20 protein-coding genes and 1 pseudogene are annotated in these 18127 nt (G+C 60.2%); 5 read left to right on the forward strand and 16 right to left on the reverse strand.

What is annotated here, in order from left to right; all coding sequences use genetic code 11:
• Nucleotides 1-120 precede the first annotated feature (120 nt).
• Nucleotides 121-1080: an amino acid ABC transporter permease gene (locus tag ACA071_RS01995; RefSeq protein ID WP_497642913.1), complete on the forward strand. Its 960-nt coding sequence runs from the start codon at nucleotides 121-123 to the stop codon at nucleotides 1078-1080.
• The gene (locus tag ACA071_RS02000; RefSeq protein WP_497642914.1) at nucleotides 1073-1807 is read left to right on the forward strand and encodes an amino acid ABC transporter ATP-binding protein; all 735 of its coding nucleotides are present in this window, start codon (nucleotides 1073-1075) and stop codon (nucleotides 1805-1807) included. Before ACA071_RS01995 ends, ACA071_RS02000 begins: the two co-directional genes overlap by 8 nt.
• Nucleotides 1808-1931: 124 nt before the next feature.
• Here the strand turns inward: ACA071_RS02000 and ACA071_RS02005 are convergent, their stop codons facing one another.
• The 11 genes and pseudogenes from ACA071_RS02005 to ubiE all read right to left on the reverse strand — a co-directional run bounded on the left by ACA071_RS02005 (nucleotide 1932) and on the right by ubiE (nucleotide 10145).
• Nucleotides 1932-2804, reverse strand: a complete 873-nt coding sequence (locus tag ACA071_RS02005) for a methyl-accepting chemotaxis protein (RefSeq protein ID WP_427631607.1) — start codon at nucleotides 2802-2804, stop codon at nucleotides 1932-1934.
• Nucleotides 2790-3911 (reverse strand): annotated as a pseudogene (locus ACA071_RS02010) (methyl-accepting chemotaxis protein); the annotation flags it as partial. The gene ACA071_RS02005 and the pseudogene ACA071_RS02010, both read right to left, overlap by 15 nt.
• Before the next feature lie 170 nt (nucleotides 3912-4081).
• Nucleotides 4082-4789, reverse strand: a complete 708-nt coding sequence (locus ACA071_RS02015; protein ID WP_497642915.1) for a 16S rRNA (uracil(1498)-N(3))-methyltransferase — start codon at nucleotides 4787-4789, stop codon at nucleotides 4082-4084.
• On the reverse strand, nucleotides 4786-5580 hold the full coding sequence (gene tatC, locus ACA071_RS02020; protein ID WP_169372009.1) for a twin-arginine translocase subunit TatC: 795 nt from the start codon (nucleotides 5578-5580) through the stop codon (nucleotides 4786-4788). Before tatC ends, ACA071_RS02015 begins: the two co-directional genes overlap by 4 nt.
• Nucleotides 5577-6029: a Sec-independent protein translocase protein TatB gene (gene tatB, locus ACA071_RS02025; RefSeq protein ID WP_497642916.1), complete on the reverse strand. Its 453-nt coding sequence runs from the start codon at nucleotides 6027-6029 to the stop codon at nucleotides 5577-5579. The genes tatC and tatB overlap by 4 nt, the downstream gene beginning before the upstream one ends.
• A gap of 10 nt (nucleotides 6030-6039) precedes the next feature.
• A complete protein-coding gene (locus ACA071_RS02030) occupies nucleotides 6040-6318 on the reverse strand; it encodes a twin-arginine translocase TatA/TatE family subunit (protein ID WP_149659152.1) in 279 nt (92 codons plus the stop codon).
• A 26-nt stretch (nucleotides 6319-6344) separates the two neighbouring features.
• Complete coding sequence (locus ACA071_RS02035) at nucleotides 6345-6677, reverse strand: phosphoribosyl-ATP diphosphatase (RefSeq protein WP_008047820.1); 333 nt, start codon at nucleotides 6675-6677, stop codon at nucleotides 6345-6347.
• Nucleotides 6670-7071: a phosphoribosyl-AMP cyclohydrolase gene (gene hisI / locus ACA071_RS02040; RefSeq protein ID WP_497642917.1), complete on the reverse strand. Its 402-nt coding sequence runs from the start codon at nucleotides 7069-7071 to the stop codon at nucleotides 6670-6672. Before hisI ends, ACA071_RS02035 begins: the two co-directional genes overlap by 8 nt.
• Nucleotides 7072-7150: 79 nt before the next feature.
• Entirely contained in the window at nucleotides 7151-8755 is a 1605-nt protein-coding gene (gene ubiB, locus ACA071_RS02045) for a ubiquinone biosynthesis regulatory protein kinase UbiB (RefSeq protein WP_497642918.1), read from the reverse strand.
• Nucleotides 8752-9375 carry a ubiquinone biosynthesis accessory factor UbiJ gene (locus ACA071_RS02050; RefSeq protein ID WP_497642919.1) on the reverse strand — a complete coding sequence of 208 codons (624 nt, stop codon included), beginning with the start codon at nucleotides 9373-9375 and terminating at the stop codon, nucleotides 8752-8754. Before ACA071_RS02050 ends, ubiB begins: the two co-directional genes overlap by 4 nt.
• Nucleotides 9375-10145: a bifunctional demethylmenaquinone methyltransferase/2-methoxy-6-polyprenyl-1,4-benzoquinol methylase UbiE gene (gene ubiE / locus ACA071_RS02055; RefSeq protein WP_007948968.1), complete on the reverse strand. Its 771-nt coding sequence runs from the start codon at nucleotides 10143-10145 to the stop codon at nucleotides 9375-9377. Before ubiE ends, ACA071_RS02050 begins: the two co-directional genes overlap by 1 nt.
• A gap of 155 nt (nucleotides 10146-10300) precedes the next feature.
• Here ubiE and ACA071_RS02060 point away from each other — a divergent pair, with 155 nt between their 5' ends.
• The 3 genes from ACA071_RS02060 to ACA071_RS02070 all read left to right on the forward strand — a co-directional run bounded on the left by ACA071_RS02060 (nucleotide 10301) and on the right by ACA071_RS02070 (nucleotide 12085).
• The gene (locus ACA071_RS02060; protein WP_169372004.1) at nucleotides 10301-10576 is read left to right on the forward strand and encodes a polyhydroxyalkanoic acid system family protein; all 276 of its coding nucleotides are present in this window, start codon (nucleotides 10301-10303) and stop codon (nucleotides 10574-10576) included.
• Between the two features lie 224 nt (nucleotides 10577-10800).
• Nucleotides 10801-11223 (forward strand): phasin family protein, encoded by a 423-nt coding sequence (locus tag ACA071_RS02065; RefSeq protein WP_497642920.1) that lies wholly within the window; start codon nucleotides 10801-10803, stop codon nucleotides 11221-11223.
• A 10-nt stretch (nucleotides 11224-11233) separates the two neighbouring features.
• Nucleotides 11234-12085, forward strand: coding sequence for a phasin family protein (locus ACA071_RS02070; protein ID WP_497642921.1), 852 nt, complete (start codon nucleotides 11234-11236; stop codon nucleotides 12083-12085).
• Nucleotides 12086-12260: 175 nt separating this feature from the next.
• Here ACA071_RS02070 and ACA071_RS02075 read toward each other — a convergent pair whose 3' ends face one another.
• The 5 genes from ACA071_RS02075 to ACA071_RS02095 all read right to left on the reverse strand — a co-directional run bounded on the left by ACA071_RS02075 (nucleotide 12261) and on the right by ACA071_RS02095 (nucleotide 18056).
• Entirely contained in the window at nucleotides 12261-12881 is a 621-nt protein-coding gene (locus ACA071_RS02075) for a TetR/AcrR family transcriptional regulator (protein ID WP_429513470.1), read from the reverse strand.
• A 59-nt stretch (nucleotides 12882-12940) separates the two neighbouring features.
• Entirely contained in the window at nucleotides 12941-14623 is a 1683-nt protein-coding gene (gene phaC, locus ACA071_RS02080; RefSeq protein WP_497642922.1) for a class II poly(R)-hydroxyalkanoic acid synthase, read from the reverse strand.
• A gap of 125 nt (nucleotides 14624-14748) precedes the next feature.
• Nucleotides 14749-15603, reverse strand: coding sequence for a poly(3-hydroxyalkanoate) depolymerase (gene phaZ, locus ACA071_RS02085; protein WP_497642923.1), 855 nt, complete (start codon nucleotides 15601-15603; stop codon nucleotides 14749-14751).
• 137 nt (nucleotides 15604-15740) lie between these two features.
• Entirely contained in the window at nucleotides 15741-17420 is a 1680-nt protein-coding gene (phaC, locus tag ACA071_RS02090; protein ID WP_497642924.1) for a class II poly(R)-hydroxyalkanoic acid synthase, read from the reverse strand.
• Between the two features lie 264 nt (nucleotides 17421-17684).
• On the reverse strand, nucleotides 17685-18056 hold the full coding sequence (locus tag ACA071_RS02095) for a gamma-butyrobetaine hydroxylase family protein (RefSeq protein ID WP_497642925.1): 372 nt from the start codon (nucleotides 18054-18056) through the stop codon (nucleotides 17685-17687).
• Between the last annotated feature and the right edge of the window lie 71 nt (nucleotides 18057-18127).

The following is an 18127-nucleotide window of genomic DNA, read 5'->3' on the forward strand; positions in this document are numbered from 1 at the left end:
CCCACGCTCTGCGTGGGAATGCCGCCCGGGACGCTCCGCGTCCCTTCGCTGACGTGACGCAGAGCGTCACAGGATGCATTCCCACGCAGAGCGTGGGAACGAGCGCTAAGAGCCCCGCAAATGAAACATAAAAAATCCCAACTGCCCTGGCACGTGTTAACCGTGCTGGTGCTGATCGGCCTGGCCGGCGCGTTGTATTACGCCACCTCGCTGATGTCCTACGAATGGCGCTGGAACCGCGTGCCCCAGTACTTCGCCTACCACGCCGAAGAGTCCCAGCGCGCCGCCGATATTTCCACGGTCAGCGAACTGGTGCGCAAGGGCGACAAGGCTGAAGTCACGCTGCGCAATGACGCAGGCACAGAGCAGCGCCTGACCGTCGACGACAACAGCCTGCAAGTCGCCCAGGGCGATGATGTGGCTGAAGGCGACGTGATCGGTGTCACCCGGCATTGGGCCGCCGGACCGTTGCTCTGGGGCCTGTGGACCACGTTGTGGCTGTCCGTGGTATCTGGCGTGCTCGGTCTGTTGATCGGCCTGGCTACCGGCCTGTGCCGCCTGTCAAACAACCCGACCCTGCGCGATCTTTCGACCATTTACGTCGAACTGGTACGCGGTACGCCGTTGCTGGTGCAGATCTTCATTTTCTACTTCTTCATCGGCACCGTGATGAACCTGTCCCGGGAATTCGCCGGGATCGCCGCGCTGTCGCTGTTCACTGGCGCCTACGTGGCCGAGATCATCCGTTCCGGTGTGCAGTCGATCGCCCGTGGCCAGAACGAAGCGGCGCGTTCGCTGGGTTTGAGTGCCGGCCAATCGATGCGTCACGTGGTGCTGCCGCAAGCGCTGAAACGCGTACTGCCACCGCTGGCCGGGCAGTTCATCAGCCTGGTGAAAGACACCTCGCTGGTGTCGGTGATTGCGATTACCGAACTGCTGAAAAGCGGTCGCGAAGTCATCACCACCTCGTTCTCGCCGTTCGAAATCCTGTTCTGCGTGGCCGGGTTGTACCTGTTGATCAACCTGCCGCTGTCGAAAATCGCCAGCCGGCTAGAGCGGAGGCTCGCGCAAAGTGATTGAAGTCCGCGATCTGGTAAAAGTCTTCGACACCCGCGGCCAAGTGGTGCGCGCGGTGGATAACGTCTCCACGAAGGTGGCCAAGGGCGAAGTGCTGGTGGTGATCGGCCCGTCCGGCTCCGGCAAATCAACCTTCTTGCGTTGCCTCAATGGCCTGGAAGAATTCGACTCGGGCTCAGTGAGCATCGACGGCCTGCAACTGGCCGACCCGAAAACCGACGTGAATGCCTACCGCCGCGAAGTCGGCATGGTGTTCCAGCATTTCAATCTGTTCCCGCACATGACCGTGCTGGAAAACCTCTGCCTGGCCCAGAAGGTCGTGCGCAAGCGTGGCAAGAAGGAGCGTGAGGCCAAGGCTCTGGCGTTGCTGGAGAAGGTTGGCATTGCGCAGAAGGCCAACGAGTTTCCCTCGCGCCTGTCCGGCGGCCAGCAACAGCGTGTGGCGATTGCCCGGGCGCTGGCGATGGAGCCGAAGGTCATGCTGTTTGATGAGCCGACCTCGGCGCTCGACCCGGAAATGGTCGGCGAAGTGCTGGACGTGATGAAAACCCTGGCCGTGGAGGGCATGACCATGGTCTGCGTCACCCACGAAATGGGCTTTGCCCGGGAAGTGGCGGATCGGGTGCTGTTCTTCGATCACGGCAAGTTGCTGGAAGACGCCTCGCCGGCGGAGTTCTTTGATGCGCCGAAGGATCCGCGAGCGCAGGCCTTCTTGCGCCAAGTCCTCTAACTGATCGTTCCCACGCTCTGCGTGGGAATGCATCCTTTTACGCTCTGCGTCACGCTTGAGAAGGGACGCTGAGCGTCCCGGGCGGCATTCCCACGCGGAGCGTGGAAACGATCAGTCCGTGTCCTTAAACCTTGAATCGCCCCACCAACATCTGCAGATGCGTGCCCAATCGCGCCAGTTCAACGCTGGACGCCGCCGTCTCTTCACTCGCCGCCGAGGTCTGCTCGGACACATCACGCACGTTTAGCACGCTACGGTTGATCTCTTCGGCCACGGCGCTCTGTTGCTCGGCGGCAGCGGCGATCTGCTGATTCATCGACTGGATCGCCGACACCGTGCGGGTAATGCTTGCCAGCGAGCCACCGGCCCGGCGGGTCAGTTCGACGCTGCTGTCGGTCAGGCTGCGGCTGTTGTCCATGATCGTTGCCACTTGTTGGGTGCCAGTTTGCAGGCCGACGATCAGCTCTTCGATTTCCTCGGTGGACTTCTGGGTGCGCTGGGCCAGGCTGCGGACTTCGTCGGCGACCACCGCAAAACCGCGCCCGGCCTCACCGGCACGGGCGGCTTCGATGGCGGCGTTGAGCGCCAGCAGGTTGGTTTGTTGCGCCACGGACTTGATCACGTCGAGCACGCTGCCGATCTTGTCGCTTTCGCGTTTCAGGTCGCTCATGGCGACCGTGGAGTTGCCCACTTCGATGGCCAGGCGCTCAATCTGCGCGATGGCTTCGCCGACCACTTTGTCACCTTCGCGGGCCTGCTGATCAGCAGCGACGGCGGCTTCGGAGGCTTCCTCGGCGTTACGCGCGACTTCCTGCACGGTGGCGGTCATTTCGTGCATGGCAGTGGCGACCTGATCGGTTTCCACCTTCTGGCTGTTAACCCCGGCGCTGGTTTGCTCGGTAACGGCGGACAGTTCTTCAGCGGCACTGGCGATCTGCGTGACGCCGTCGCTGATGCCGCCGATCAACTCGCGCAGGCCCAGGGTCATGCTCTGCATGGCGCGCTGGAGCTGGCCCAGTTCGTCCTGGCGTTCGGAGATGAGGTTGTGGGTCAGATCACCGGCAGCGACGCGCTCGGCGACTTTGAGTGTCTGGCTCAGCGGAATGACGATCTGGCGGGTGATGGCCCAGGCTGCGAGCAAGCCAAACGCCAGCGCCAGGATAGAGGCCATCAGGAGTTGGTTCTTGGCATGGGCAGCGTCGGTATCACGCACGGTGGTTTGCGAGGCGGTCAGTTTTTTGCTGACGTTGAGCAGAGTGTCGCCTTGCTCGCTCATGCGCTTAAGTGCGGCGGCACTGGCCACCTGAGAATCGCGGAACTGGCTGACGGCGGCGCGGTAGGCCTTGAGCGAATCACTGGCTTGTTGCAGGTTGGCGGCGTACTGCTCCGGCAGTTTGCCCGGCAGGGTCTCGAGGTTTTTCAGGGCGTTATCGATGGCGTCCAGCGCAGGCTGTTCGGCTTCGGTCTTGGCGCTGTAGGTGTAGCCGCGCACCTGGAAGCGCGCTTGCTGGATGAGTTTGCTCAGGTCGATCACGCTGTTGAACTGGGCGACGCTGTCGCCTTGCAGCAACGCCTTTTCGACTTCAGCGACCTTGGCCACGGCGTTGTCAGCGGTTGCACCGAGCTTGCTGCGGGCGTCTTCGCGGTTGGCGCCGGCCTGGGTCATGGCCGTGAAGGCTTGCTTGTACTGGCTGACGGCGGCCAGTTGCTGGTCGATCATCGCCACATCGGCGGGTTGCTCGATCAGCTTGCGCGCGGTTTGCAGGCCGGCATCGAGTTGGCCCACCAAGTCGTTGACCGCACCCGGGCCTTGTTCACCACGGCGCATTTCGTAGTCCTGACGGGCGAGGCGCAGGTCCTTGGTCAGCTCGTTGAGGCTGGCAATGAACCCGAGTTTGTCGCCGCGGTTCATCACACCCGTCAGGCCGGTCCAACCGGTGAAGGTGATCAACAAGGTCAGGAGCAGGACGAGACCGAAGCCGACACCCAGTTTGCGATTGACGCTTACGTTTCCCAGTTTCTCGGCTAGCCAACGGTACATGCTGCTACTCCCCTTGGAACACAATTTGGTTTTATGGGGACTGTATCGGCTGACGGGAGACATTCTGTAGAGGCTGGATACGCATTCTATGTAGCAGCTGACGAAGCCTGCGTTCGGCTGCGAAGCAGTCGCAAATTGGGCACTGCGGTTATTCAGGTTAACCGTGTAGGCCGGATTGACGACTGCTGCGCAGCCGAACGCAGGCTTCGCCAGCTGCTACAGGGTGTTTTGGGTTAGAAAAGGCGCGCCAGCAGCGCGGTGACGGCGGTTTCGACTCGCAGGATTCGGTCGCCAAGCTGCACCGGTTGCAGCCCGGACTTGCCCAGCAATTCGATTTCGTAAGGAATCCAGCCACCCTCGGGGCCGATGGCCAGGGTCACCGCTTCGTCCAGGCCGCGAGGGCAGGGCGGGTAATTGCCGGGATGGCCGACCAGGCCGAGGGTGCCTTCGGTGATGGCGGGCAGACGGTCTTCGACGAACGGCTTGAAGCGCTTCTCGATGACAATCTCCGGCAGCACGCTGTCCCGGGCCTGTTCCAGGCCGAGGATCAATTGCTCACGAATCGCCTCGGGCTCAAGGAATGGGGTTTGCCAGAAGCTCTTCTCGACGCGGTAGCTGTTCACCAGCACGATCCTTGGCACACCCATGGCCGCCACGGTCTGAAACACCCTACGGAGCATTTTCGGCCGTGGCAGGGCCAACACCAGGGTCAATGGCAGCTTGGCGGGCGGTGGCTGGTCGAGGGTGACGCGCAGTTCAGCTTCTGAAGCCTCCAGGCGCAGCACTTCGGCCGAGCCCATCAGCCCGCCGATCCGGCCGACGCGCATGCTGTCACCGACGACGCAGCGATGGACTTCCTGCATATGCGTCAACCGCCGATCACGCAGGATCACTCGGTCGGCCGCAATGAAATCGGCCTCTTCGAGGAGCAGCAGGTTCACGGCTGGGTCGCTGGCGGCTGGTCGTTATGATCGTCAGCCGGTTGGTCGTCCGGGTGCTCGCCCCGTTTGCTGACCAGGCTGCCGAACAGGATGCCGATTTCGAACAGCAACCACATCGGTACGGCCAACAACGTCTGCGAGAAAATGTCCGGCGGGGTCAGGATCATGCCGACCACGAAGCAGCCGATGACCACGTACGGACGAATCTTCTTCAGGTAAGCAACGTTGACCACGCCGATCCACACCAGCAGGACCACGGCCACCGGGATTTCGAACGCCACGCCAAAGGCGAAGAACAGGGTCATGACGAAATCGAGGTAGCTGCTGATGTCGGTCATCATTTCCACGCCGGCCGGGGTGGCAGCGGCGAAGAATTTGAAGATCAGCGGGAACACCAGGTAATAGGCGAACGCCATGCCGGTATAGAACAGCAGAATGCTGGAGACCAGCAACGGCACCGCGATGCGCTTCTCGTGCTTGTACAGGCCCGGCGCGATGAAGCCCCAGATCTGATGCAGGATCACCGGGATCGCCAGGAACAGCGACACCATCATCGTCAGCTTCAGTGGCGTCAGGAACGGCGACGACACGTCGGTGGCAATCATCGTCGCGCCCACCGGCAGGTACTGGCGCAGCGGTGTGGAGACGAAAGTGTAGATTTGCTGGGTGAACGCGAACAACCCGGCGAAGATGATGAAAATCGCCGCTACACAGCGCAGCAGGCGGGTACGCAACTCGGTGAGGTGCGAAACCAGCGGCATGTGCTGGTCGTTTTCAGGAAGATCGCTCATGGGGCTCGCGGCGGCAGTGTGGGGTCATGAGGAGCGGGAGCGATGGGCGCCGCCGCAGGAGCAACTGGTTCTACGGGTGTCGGCGCGGCGACAACAGGTGCGGGTTCGACGCCGCCCATGGAGGCGACTGGTTCCGTGCCCGGCGCATGAATCGTCTGCTCGGCCATCGGCTCAACCGGCTGCACCGGCGTGGCTTCCTGCTGGGTAGGCGTGAAAATCTTCCGCGCCTCTTGCTCCAGGGACAGAATGTGCTCGTTGTGCAGTTGCCGACGAATCTCGTCGGCACCGATTTCACGTTCAACTTCCTGTTTGATCGCGTTGAAGCTGCGCTTCAGCCGCCCGATCCACAGACCGGCGGTGCGCGCAGCACCCGGCAGACGCTCGGGGCCCAGCACCAGCAGGGCCACGAGGCCGACGAGCAGCAGTTCAGAGAAGCTGATACCAAACATTAGTCTGTGCTCACACGTCTTTGCGGATCGGCTCTTCGACTTTCTGCGCCTGCACGTCGATGGTGTGCGGCTGGTTCAGTGGCGAGGTCGTCGTTGGTTGAGCAGGTGGCACCGGTTGGGCCGGGGTCACGGTCGGATCGGCCGGTTTTTCTTCATCGTTCATGGCTTTGCGAAAGCCCTTGATCGACTCGCCGACGTCAGTGCCGAGGTTCTTCAGTTTCTTGGTGCCGAACACCAGCACCACGACAACCAGGATGACGATCCAGTGTTTCCAGTCAAAAATGCCCATGTTACTGCTCCTCTCAAATTAGTTATTCAGGCGGACGGACGCGAGGCTTTCTCGGCGTGTCCGGACAGACCGAAGCGACGGTCCAGTTCATCGAGCACAGCCTGTGGATGCTGCCCCAGTTGGGCGAGCATGACCATGCTGTGGAACCACAAATCGGCGGTCTCGTAGATCACATCGCTGCAGTCACCGCTGATGGCGGCGTCCTTGGCGGCAATGATGGTTTCGACCGACTCTTCGCCGACTTTTTCCAGAATCTTGTTCAAGCCCTTGTGGTACAGGCTGGCGACATACGAGCTGTCGGCGGCCGCGCCTTTGCGCTCTTCCAGCACTTCGGCCAGACGGGTCAGAGTGTCACTCATGGCTGTGTCCTGCGGAATAGATGGCGTGCGGGTCTTTCAGGATCGGGTCGACGGTTTTCCAGTCGCCGTTCTCGAAGACACGGTAGAAGCAGCTCTGGCGGCCGGTATGGCAAGCGATGTCGCCGATCTGCTCGACCATCAGGATGATCACGTCGGCGTCACAGTCCAGGCGCATCTCATGCAGGTTTTGCACGTGGCCCGACTCTTCACCTTTGCGCCACAACTTGCCACGGGAACGTGACCAGTAAATGGCACGGTTCTCGGCAGCACTCAGTTCCAGCGCTTCACGGTTCATCCAGGCCATCATCAGGACGCGCCCGGTCTTGTGATCCTGGGCAATCGCCGGCACCAGGCCATCGGCATCCCACTTGATCTCGTCCAGCCAGTTTTTCATCTTCGACTCCGACAGCGGGCCCGACACTTCATTAGTCGGGCAGGCGTTGAAACAGTGTGCCAGCGTGCGATGGCTCTGGCTATCGGCGAACGACCAGATACAAACCGACAATCATCATGACCCCGGCCGGCCAATGCCCCAGTTCATTCAGCGGGCCGCCCGCTGCGAGTAGCGCGCCACCGCCCAGATGCGCGCAACCGAGCAACCGCAGGAACCAGTCGTCCTTGCGCCGATGCCACGGCGGCGGCGGATCGTAGGCGTGGGGCTGGGACATGCGTTCCAGCAGGTCGCGGGCCATGTTGGCCAGGTGCGGCAGTTGCTCGAACTGGCTCTGCACGTTGCCGATCAAGGCTTTCGGGCTGACGCGCTCGCGCATCCAGCGTTCGAGGAACGGCTGGGCGGTGTTCCACAGATCCAGGTCCGGGTACAGCTGACGGCCCAGGCCTTCGATGTTCAACAGGGTTTTTTGCAACAGCACGAGTTGCGGCTGCACTTCCATATTGAAGCGCCGAGCGGTCTGGAACAGGCGCATCAGCACCTGACCGAAGGAAATATCTTTTAACGGTTTTTCGAAGATCGGTTCGCAAACGGTGCGGATCGCCGCTTCGAATTCATTGAGTTTGGTTTCCGCCGGCACCCAGCCCGAATCGATGTGCAACTGCGCCACACGCCGGTAATCACGCTTGAAGAAGGCGAACAGGTTACGCGCCAGGTAATCCTGGTCTTCCGGGGTCAGGCTGCCGACGATGCCGCAGTCGATCGCAATGTACTGCGGGCTCCACGGGGTCACGGTGCTGACGAAGATGTTGCCCGGGTGCATGTCGGCGTGGAAGAAGCTGTCACGGAACACCTGGGTGAAGAAGATCTCCACACCGCGTTCGGCGAGCATTTTCATGTCGGTGCGCTGGTCGGCCAGGGTCGCCAGGTCGGTGACCTGAATCCCGTAGATGCGCTCCATCACCAACACTTTCGGGCGGCACCAGTCCCAATAGACTTGCGGCACGTACAGCAGCTCCGAGCCTTCGAAGTTGCGCTTCAACTGGCTGGCGTTGGCCGCCTCGCGCAACAGATCGAGTTCGTCGTAGATGGTTTTTTCGTAGTCCAGGACCACGTCTACCGGGTGCAACAGGCGCGCATCGGCCGAGAGTTTTTCGGCGGCGCGGGCGAGGATGAACAGCCACGCCAGGTCCTGCTTGATGATCGGTTTCAGGCCCGGGCGGATTACTTTGACGACCACTTCTTCGCCGGTTTTCAGCTGCGCCGCATGCACTTGCGCCACCGAGGCCGAGGCCAGCGGTTCGACGTCGAAACGGCTGAAGACTTCGCTGATCTTTTTGCCGAGCTGTTCTTCGATCAACTTGACCGACACTTGCGAGTCGAACGGCGGCACCCGGTCCTGCAGCTTCATCAGCTCATCGGCGATGTCTTCCGGCAACAGGTCGCGGCGAGTGGACAGAATCTGCCCGAACTTGATGAAAATCGGCCCCAGGTCCTGCAGCGCCAGGCGCAATCGCGCGCCACGGGTCAGGTCCAGGGTCTTGCGCGGGAACCAGCGCCACGGCAAGGCGTAGCGCAGCGCCAGCAGAAACCAGGGCAGCGGCAGGGCGAACAGCAGGTCATCGAGGCGGTAGCGGATCACGACGCGCTGGATGCGCAACAAACGGCGGACGGCAAGCAGCTTCATGCGTTATCGCTTGGGTCGAGGGATCGGGAAAGGCGCTCGAAACGCGCCTCGAGACGTTCAAGATCAAGTTTGATCTGGTCCAGTTCACTGAAACGGGCTTCGGCTTCGCGCTGACCGACGAGGGTGCGCGATTCTTCGGCCAGGTATTCGCCCATGTTCTGATTCAGGCTGGCGAACCCTTGCTGGTAAAAGCGAGCGCGGCTGCGCAGGTGACCGCCGAGCAGTTGCGTGGCGACCGGGCCGAGCCAGCGAGAAAGTTCGTACTCCCAGTCCAGCTCAAGGTCTTGCAGGACGGCCGCCAGTTCCAGCAATACGCCGCTGTCACCGTCGAGTTCGACTTCATGGCCATGCAGCACCGAGGTCTTGTCCTTGCTCAGCGCCAGTTTCAACAGGCTCGAGGCCGGTGCACGCAAGGTGCAGTCGGCGCCGGTTTCCCACTGGGAGGCGAGCATCAGGCCTTCATCGCTGGGCAGGATGAACAGCTGCAGCGCCGGGCTGCGGCAATCGACGGCAATCACTCTGCCGCTCAAATGCGCCAGCCGTGGCAGCGCCGTGCTGTCGAGACGCAGCACCCGGTTCAGACCGAGCTCGACGCTGGCGAGCAGGCCGGCCAGCAACATCAGGGCTTGATGCCGCGGTGCAGGGCGACGATGCCTGCGGTCATGTTGTGATAGGTCACGCGGTCGAAACCAGCCTCGACCATCATCGACTTCAGGGTTTCCTGATTCGGGTGCATGCGGATCGATTCGGCCAGGTAGCGGTAGCTTTCCGAGTCGTTGGTGATCAGCTTGCCCATCAGCGGCATGAAGGCGAACGAGTAGGCGTCGTAGGCTTTGGACATCAGCGCGTTGGTTGGCTTGGAGAATTCCAGCACCAGCAAACGGCCGCCCGGCTTGAGTACGCGCAGCATCGAACGCAGGGCGTCTTCTTTATGCGTGACGTTGCGCAGGCCGAAAGCGATGGTCACGCAGTCGAAATGGTTGTCCGGGAACGGCAGCTTTTCCGCATCGGCCTGGACGAATTCGACGTTGCCGGCCACACCCAGATCCAGCAGGCGGTCACGACCGACCTTGAGCATGGATTCGTTGATGTCGGCCAATACCACCTGGCCGGTCGGACCGACGAGGTGCGAAAATTTCTTGGTCAGGTCGCCGGTGCCGCCGGCGATGTCCAGCACGCGGTTGCCGGTGCGAACGCCCGACAGTTCGATCGCGAAACGCTTCCACAGACGGTGCATGCCGCCCGACAGGAGGTCGTTCATCAAGTCGTACTTGGCGGCTACCGAGTGGAAAACCTCAGCGACTTTTTCCGCTTTTTGGCTTTCCGGAACGTTTTTGAAACCGAAGTGAGTGGTGGGTTCGGCATCGCTGCCTTTGCGCTGATCAGTCATATCGCTGTCACCAGAAGAGAATGCGGGACATTCTAATCCCGGTGGCCTGCTTTGTCTTGGCAAGGCTGAAGGTAAGATAGGCGACCACCGGGACGTTTTGCCGCAGCAGCGGTCAAGATGCTTCAGGAAAGTATCCATAAAGCAGGAGTCATTCGATGGCCCGAATTAGTGTTGAACGTGCCCACGGCCTGGGCAAGGAAGCAGCTCGCGAGAAGGCCGACCTGTTGGCGCAGAAACTGTCCGAGCAATATGGCCTGGAGCCGTCGTGGTCGGGCGACACCCTGAACCTCAAGCGTTCGGGGGTGAAGGGCGCGGTGCATGTAGGCGAGGATTCGATCAAGGTCGATGTCGAGCTGGGCCTGTTGATGTCGGCCATGAGCGGCACCATCAAATCGGAAATCGAAAAGGCCCTCGATAAAGCGTTGGTGTGATTCCGGAAAGATCGCAGCCTCGTTTCACTCGACAGCTCCTACAGATGCACGCCGCCGACCTCTGTAGCAGCTGTCGAGTGAAACGAGGCTGCGATCTCTTCCATCAGGCACCCTCTGTTTATGTCAGTTGTTAGGGTGCCGTTTCTAATTTTTCTCCCTACTTTGTGCCTGAGCCCGACACTTTCGCGGGCAGTTCCTCAAACCTTCTGCGCGTGAGGTGCACCATGGCCAAAGTTATTTTGAAGAAAAAAATCGACGCATCGACTAACGCTCTGCAAGACGTCAGAACGTATGCCCGCAAGATCTGGCTGGCAGGCCTGGGTGCCTACACCAAGGTTGGCCACGAGGGCAGCGAGTACTTTCAAGAGTTGATCAAGGCTGGTCAAACTGTTGAAAAGAAAGGCAAAAAAGTAGTCGAGGCGAAACTCGAAGCGGCCAATGCCGAGATCGATGAAGCCAAGAGTGAAGTGAGTACTTTCAAAGGCAAGGTCGAAGTTCAACTCGACAAAGTCGAGAAGGCTTTTGACTCGCGTGTCGCAAGTGCCTTGAATCGTATCGGCATTCCGTCTAAACATGACGTTGAGACACTCTCTGCTAAGCTCGATGAGCTGACGGCATTGCTCGAACGTGTCGCGCGTAAATCTTAAGGAGAACGGGATGGCTGGTAAAAAGAATACTGAAAAAGAAGGCAGCTCGTGGATCGGGAAAGTCGAAGACTACTCCCGCAAAATCTGGCTGGCTGGTTTAGGCGTGTATTCGAAGATCGACACTGACGGCAGCAAACTCTTCGATACATTGGTTAAAGACGGCGAGAAAGCCGAGAAGCTCACCAAAAGCGCAGTCGGCAAAAAAGTCGATGCCGCCAAGGACTCCGCTTCGTCGGCCAAGTCGCGCATCAGCGGCGTGAAAGATCGCGCACTGGGCAAGTGGGATGAGTTGGAAGGGGCTTTTGACAAGCGCCTGAACAGCGCCATTTCGCGCCTGGGTGTTCCGAGCCGCAATGAGGTGAAGGCACTGCACAGCAAGGTCGATACCCTGACCAAGCAGATCGAAAAACTCACCGGCGCCAAGGTTGCCCCTGTTGCGGCGAAAACCGCAGCGGCCAAACCTGCTGCCAAGCCACTGGTGAAGGCCGCTGCTAAAGCGGTTGCCAAGCCAGCAGCTAAAGTCGCTGCCAAAACCGCTGCCGCTAAACCGGCCGCCAAGGCAGCTACCAAAGCAGCAGCCAAACCGGTCGCCGCCGCGAAGGCAGCAGCCAAACCTGCTGCTAAACCGGCTGCCAAACCCGCAGCTGCCAAACCCGCAGCCAAGCCAGCGGCAAAACCTGCCGCAGCGAAGAAGCCAGCGGTGAAAAAACCGGCAGCGCCAAAAGCCGCCGCACCAAAACCAGCAGTGGCTGCCGCCAAACCGGCAACCTCGGCCACTTCAGCGAACTCCGCTGCAGCGCCGACCCCTGCTGTGACCCCGACTGCCGCGCCAGCTCCATCGACGCCAACCAGTCAGTCCTGATTTCAGGGCTCAAGAAAACGCCCGGCCTGCAAAGGTCGGGCGTTTTTTTATGCACGGATTAATGAACACCGTAGATCCCCTGTGGGAGCGAGCTTGCTCGCGATGAGGGCGTGTCAGTCGACATCGATGTTATCTGACACACCGCCATCGCGAGCAAGCTCGCTCCCACAGGGGGTTAGTCGTGTTCTTCGAGGTACTGCAACGCCAGTTGCTCCGTCGCGGCCTTGATCGGCGGCAGCAGGTGCGGCGCCACCAGCATCATGATCTGGTACACCACCAACCTCACTTCACCCTCGCGATCAAGAATCCGCTGATAGTCCAACGAAAACAGCAACGTCATGGTGATCTGTTCCACCAGTTGCCCCAACGCCTGGGTGTCGCTGACCAACTGCCCCTGAGCCTTCAATCGCGCCAGCAATGATGCCAATGTGCGTTTCAGGGCGTTGAGCAAATTGCGGATACCCTTGGCCAGTTTCGGCAGGCGCCCAGCCAGGTTCGACAGGTCCTGGAACAGGAACCGGTAGTGCGCCAGGCGCTCGACGATCAGGTGCAGGAACAGCCAGTAATCTTCGGGACCGAGTTCCACATCGGAAGGCGGATCAAGCAGCGGCGCCAACTCATTCTGGAAGCGTTCGAACAACCCCAGAATCAGCGGTTCCTTACCGTGGAAGTGGTAGTAGAGGTTGCCCGGGCTGATCCCCATTTCATTGGCAACTTCCATGGTGGAGACGTTCGGTTCGCCCTTGTGATTGAACAACTGCAGGGCACATTCGAGGATCCGGTCGCGGGTTTTCATCCAGTCTTCTTAATGGTCGAGTCATGCCACGGCCTGCGTCGGCCGTGGTTGTTTGCGCGTCAGCGCACGCGGACGTAAGTGCCGGGTGCGGCTTCCATCGGTGGATAGTTCTGGTTGCCGAGGGCCATATGGGTTTCTTTTTGCGCTCCGGAGCGTTCCTGAATCCAGCCCAGCCATTGCGTCCACCAACTGCCGTCGACTTGCTTGGCGTCGTAATACCAGGCCCTTGGATCACTGCTCAGTTTCGGGCTTTCGACGAAGTTGGCTTTCGGGTTGGAAGGCGGGTTGAGAATGCTCTGCACATGGCCGCTGTTGGACAGCACGAAACGTCGCTCGCCACCGAGTAGCAGGGTTGAGCGATACACCGCATCCCACGGGGTGATGTGGTCATTCATGCCGGCCACGCTGAAACTGTCGACGGTGACTTTCTGCAAATCGATCGGCGTGCCGCACACTTCCAGACCGCCCGGATGACTCAGCGGGTTGTGCTTGAAGAAGTCCAGCAGGTCGCCATGGAACGCCGCTGGCAGCCGCGTGTTGTCGTTATTCCAGTAGAGAATGTCGAACGCCGGCGGCTCCTTGCCCAACAAGTAGTTGTTGACGAAGTAGCTCCAGATCAAATCGTTGGGGCGCATCCAGGCGAACACCTTGGCCATGTCGCGACCGTCCAGCACACCCTTCTGATAGGAGCGGCGCTTGGCAGCTTCCAGGGTCTGTTCGTCGGCGAACAGGGTGGCCGGGCTGTCCATCTGGCTGTCGAGCAGGCTCACCAGATAGGTCGCGCTCGAGACTCGGCGCAGTTGCCGCTTGGCCTGAAGATGGCCTTGCAACGCGGCAATCGTCAGCCCGCCGGCGCAGGCGCCCATCAGGTTGACTTCGCGCGCGCCGGTGATCGCCCGGCAGACATTCATCGCTTCTTCTACCGCTTCAACGTAGGTCGACAGCCCCCATTCGCGATGGCGAACATCCGGGTTGCGCCAACTGATCATGAAGGTTTGCAGGCCGTTCTTCAGGGCGAACTGGACGAAGCTGTTGTGTGGGCTCAGGTCGAAAATGTAGTACTTGTTGATCTGCGGCGGCACCACCAACAGCGGCTTGGAATACTGCTTTTCGCTCATCGGCTTGTACTGGATCAGCTCCAGCAACTCGTTGCGAAACACCACGGAACCGGTGGTGGTGGCGACGGTTTTACCGACTTCGAAGGCTTGCTTGGTGACTTGTCTGGGCAAGCCATCGTTGTGCAGGAAGTCGTCGATCAGGTGCCCGACACCGCGCACCAAACTATTGCCGCCGGAGTTGAATATCTCCTTGATCGCCAGCGGATTGAGCAAGGTATTGGACGGCGCCACGGCGTCGTTGAGCAGGGCAAACGCGAAGTGGGCGCGGGCCCGATCATCGGGGCTCATGGCGCTCTCGTCGATCCAGCTTTTGACCTGTTTCTGCCAGCTCAGATACGCCTGCAAACTGCGCCGATAGAACGGGTTGAGGCTCCACGCCGGATCGGCAAAGCGACTGTCCTGCGGGTTGGTCGGATGCAGGGTTTCCCCCAGCAGCACACGACCCAACTGACCGCCGAGTTTAAGGGCGTGGCGGGCGCTGTGCACCGGGTTGCGCAAACCGTGGGCGGCAACACTGCGCAGGGTCGAAAACAGATCCCGGCCACGCAGGCCGGTAATCGCACTCTGTGCGTTGATGAACGCGGCGGGAGTGGGTAAAAATTCCCTCGCTGGTTTTTCGCGCATGAATCAACACTCCTTCGTCTTCAGGCCAAAAACAAACACACTGAACCAGAACACCATAGACGCTGTTACGGGTTGTTGCGCGGAACGGCGTCCTGCCATTCCCTTTCCGTCGGCTAAACGGCTGATTAGCCGCCAAATGGCGCCGGATGCGGATGCATCACCGCACGCTGACGTTCTTCCTCGAGGAACTTCATGATGATCGGCGCCACCGCTTCGGCCCGGGTAATCAGGAACAGATGCCCGTCGTCGATGATGTGCAACTGGGCGTTCGGAATCCGCCAGGCCAGTACGCGCATGTTGATCAGCGGGATCAGCGGATCGTCATCGCCGGCCAGCACCAGCGTCGGTTGGTGGATCTTGTGCAGCCAGTGAATGCTGGTCCAGCCGAGGCCGGCGAACAGCTGCCAGTAGTAACCGAGCTTGCCCGCCGAACGCACCTTCGCCGCATGGCTGGCAGCCAGCGTCGGATCGCGGCGGAACGAGCCGCCATAGATCATCGGCGCAATGCGGATCACGTGTGATGGTTGGATATAACGCCTTGGGCTGGCCATCATCCACAACACTTTCGGCTTGCCGGGCACCATCACCGCGCCCGCTGCCGTGGCCGCCAAGACCAGTTTCTTGCAGCGTTCGGGATAGTCATAGGCGAACTGTTGCGCCAAGGCACCGCCCCAGGACACGCCGATCACGTTGACTTGTCCGTAGTCGAGATAGTCGAGCATCCGTGCCGTGAGTTTCGCCAATCCCGGAAAACGATACGGGTGATTGGGCGTTGACGAGCCGCCGACCCCGGGAACGTCGAAGGCGATGACTTCCAGGTCCGGGTCCAGCGCCGCGACGAACGGAAACACCAGCTCCAGGTTGGCGCCGATGCCGTTGAAAATCAGCAAGGGCGTCAAGTGAGGCTTGCCGGGGCGTACCGCCGTGCGGAGGGTCTGGCCATCCAGGTCGACGGTACGAAATATGAACGGTTGCGGCATGCTTCAGGCCCTGTGGGTGAATTCATCCCCGATCCCTGTAGGAGCTGCCGCAGGTTGCGATCTTTTGATCTTGATTCTTGAAACCAGACTCAAAAGATCGCAGCCTGCGGCAGCTCCTACAGGGCGAGGTGTGTCAGTTACCGTTCATGCACGTAAGTACCCGGCGCAGCTTCGCCCGCCGTGTAGGTTTTGTTGCCCAGTGTGGTCGGGGATTTCTTCAGCTTGCCCGAGCGCTCGGCCTGCCACGCCTGCCAGTGCAACCACCAGGAATCGGTGTGCTTGGTGGAGTTCTCTTGCCAGTCCTCGGCCTTCACCGGCATGTCGATGCTGGTCATGTAGCGCGACTTCGGGTTGCCCGGCGGGTTGAGGATGCTCTGGATGTGCCCGCTGCTGGACAGGACAAATTCAACGTTGCCGCCGAACAGTTGCGCCGATTTGTAGCAGGACTTCCACGGGGTGATGTGGTCATTGGTACCGGCCAGGGAAAAGATATCGGCCGTGACTTGCTTCAAGTCGATCGGTGTACCGCACACTTCCAGAGCATTGGGGCGGATCAATGGGTTGCTTTTGAACATCTCGATCAGGTCGCCGTGGAACGCGGCCGGCAACCGTGTGGTGTCGTTGTTCCAGAACAGGATGTCGAACACCGGCGGCTCGTTGCCCAGCAGGTAGTTGTTGACCCAGTAATTCCAGATCAGGTCGTTGGGGCGCATCCAGGCAAAGACTTTCGCCATGTCGCGACCTTCCAGCACGCCGGCCTGGTAGGAATGACGCTTGGCGGCTTCGAGGGTCTGCTCGTCGACGAACAGGGCCACGTCGCTGTCCAGGGTGGTGTCCAGCACGCTCACCAGCAAGGTCAGGGCGTTGACCTTCTTCTCGCCGATCGCCGCGTAGTGGCCCAGCAGGGCGGTGCAGGTGATGCCGCCGGAGCAGGCGCCGAGCATGTTCACGTCTTTGCTGCCGGTGATTGCCATGACCACATCGACCGCTTCCTTGAGCGCTTCGATGTAGGTGGACAGGCCCCACTCGCGTTGTTCCTTGGTCGGGTTGCGCCAGCTGACAATGAACGTCTGCAGGTTATTGCGCAGGCAAAAGCGCGCCAGGCTCTTGTCCGGGCTCAGGTCGAATACGTAGAACTTGTTGATCTGCGGCGGTACCACCAGCAGTGGGCGCTCGTGCACCTGCTCGGTGATCGGCCGGTACTGGATCAACTCCAGCACGTCGTTGCGAAACACCACCGCGCCTTCGGTCACGCCCAGGCTCTTGCCAACCTCGAACGCGCCCATGTTGACCTGGCTCGGCATGCCGCCGTTGTGCACGATGTCCTTGGCCAGGTGGGAGAGGCCGTCAAGCAGGCTCTTGCCGCCAGTTTCGAAGAAGCGTTTGACCGCTGCCGGGTTGACCGCACTGTTAGTCGGGGCCATGGCTTCGGTCATGAGGTTGATCACGAAATGCCCGCGGGCGACGTCTTTTGGCGACAGGCTGCTGTCGTCGATCCAGGCATGGAGTTCCTTGCGCCACGCCAGGTAGGTTTGCAAATAGCGTTTGTAGAGCGGGTTCTGGCTCCAGGCCGGATCGGCAAAGCGACGGTCTTCGCCTGGCGGGTGCAGCTCGGATTTTCCGAACAGCACATTCTTGAGTTCGAGGCTGAAATGAGCGACATGCTTGACGCTGTGAATCGGTTGTTTGATGGCCTGCCTGAGCACCATTCGAGCAGAAGCCAGTAGATCCTTTCCACGCAGCCCAACAACAGGATTAAGCCCCAGGGTGTTTTCCGAGGCTTGATACTTCAGGTCATCGTTGTTCTTGTTACTCATCTACGACGCTCCATTGTCCTGAGACGAGTACCTGAGCCCAGCCGTGTAGTCACACAACCAATACCAGGTACTGCTGCTCGGGTGACCGTTAATTCCGCAACGCTAATGCTGCTTTCTAGTTCATAGAGCACTGCAGGGAACTTGCCAGTTCCATTGGTTACCCGAGTTTAATTTTTTTCGCAAGCGGGCCGATCCTCAGCCACACAGCGGAGCATTCAAACAGATGAAATTAGAAAATGCCCTCTAAAGAGCAAGAGGCCTGACCTAGAGCATCAGCTTGACGATGGACTGGCTCGGATCGCGGGTTTTGCCGGCGGCTTTGAGCTCGGCAAGATAATCGTTCCAGAGGTCTTCCTGGCGCACGCCCAACTGGTACAGATATTCCCAAGTGAAGAGGCCGCTGTCATGGCCGTCGTCGAAGGTCAATTTCAGTGCGTACTGACCGGCCGGTTCTACCTTGCTCAGGCCGACGGCGATCTTGCCAAATTGCAGGATAGGTTTGCCATGGCCCTGGACCTCGGCGGAGGGAGAGTGCACGCGCAGGAACTCGGCGGGCAGGTGATATTCCTCGCCGGACGCGTATTTCAGCGACAGGGTTTTCGAGGCTTTGTGCAGTTTGATGTCGGTGGGAATCATAGAAGGGGCCTTGGGCGGCAAGCTACAAGCTGCAAGCTTAACGCGATCAGCTTGACGCTTGTAACTTGCAA

This window comes from Pseudomonas sp. LBUM1646 (assembly GCF_059716165.1).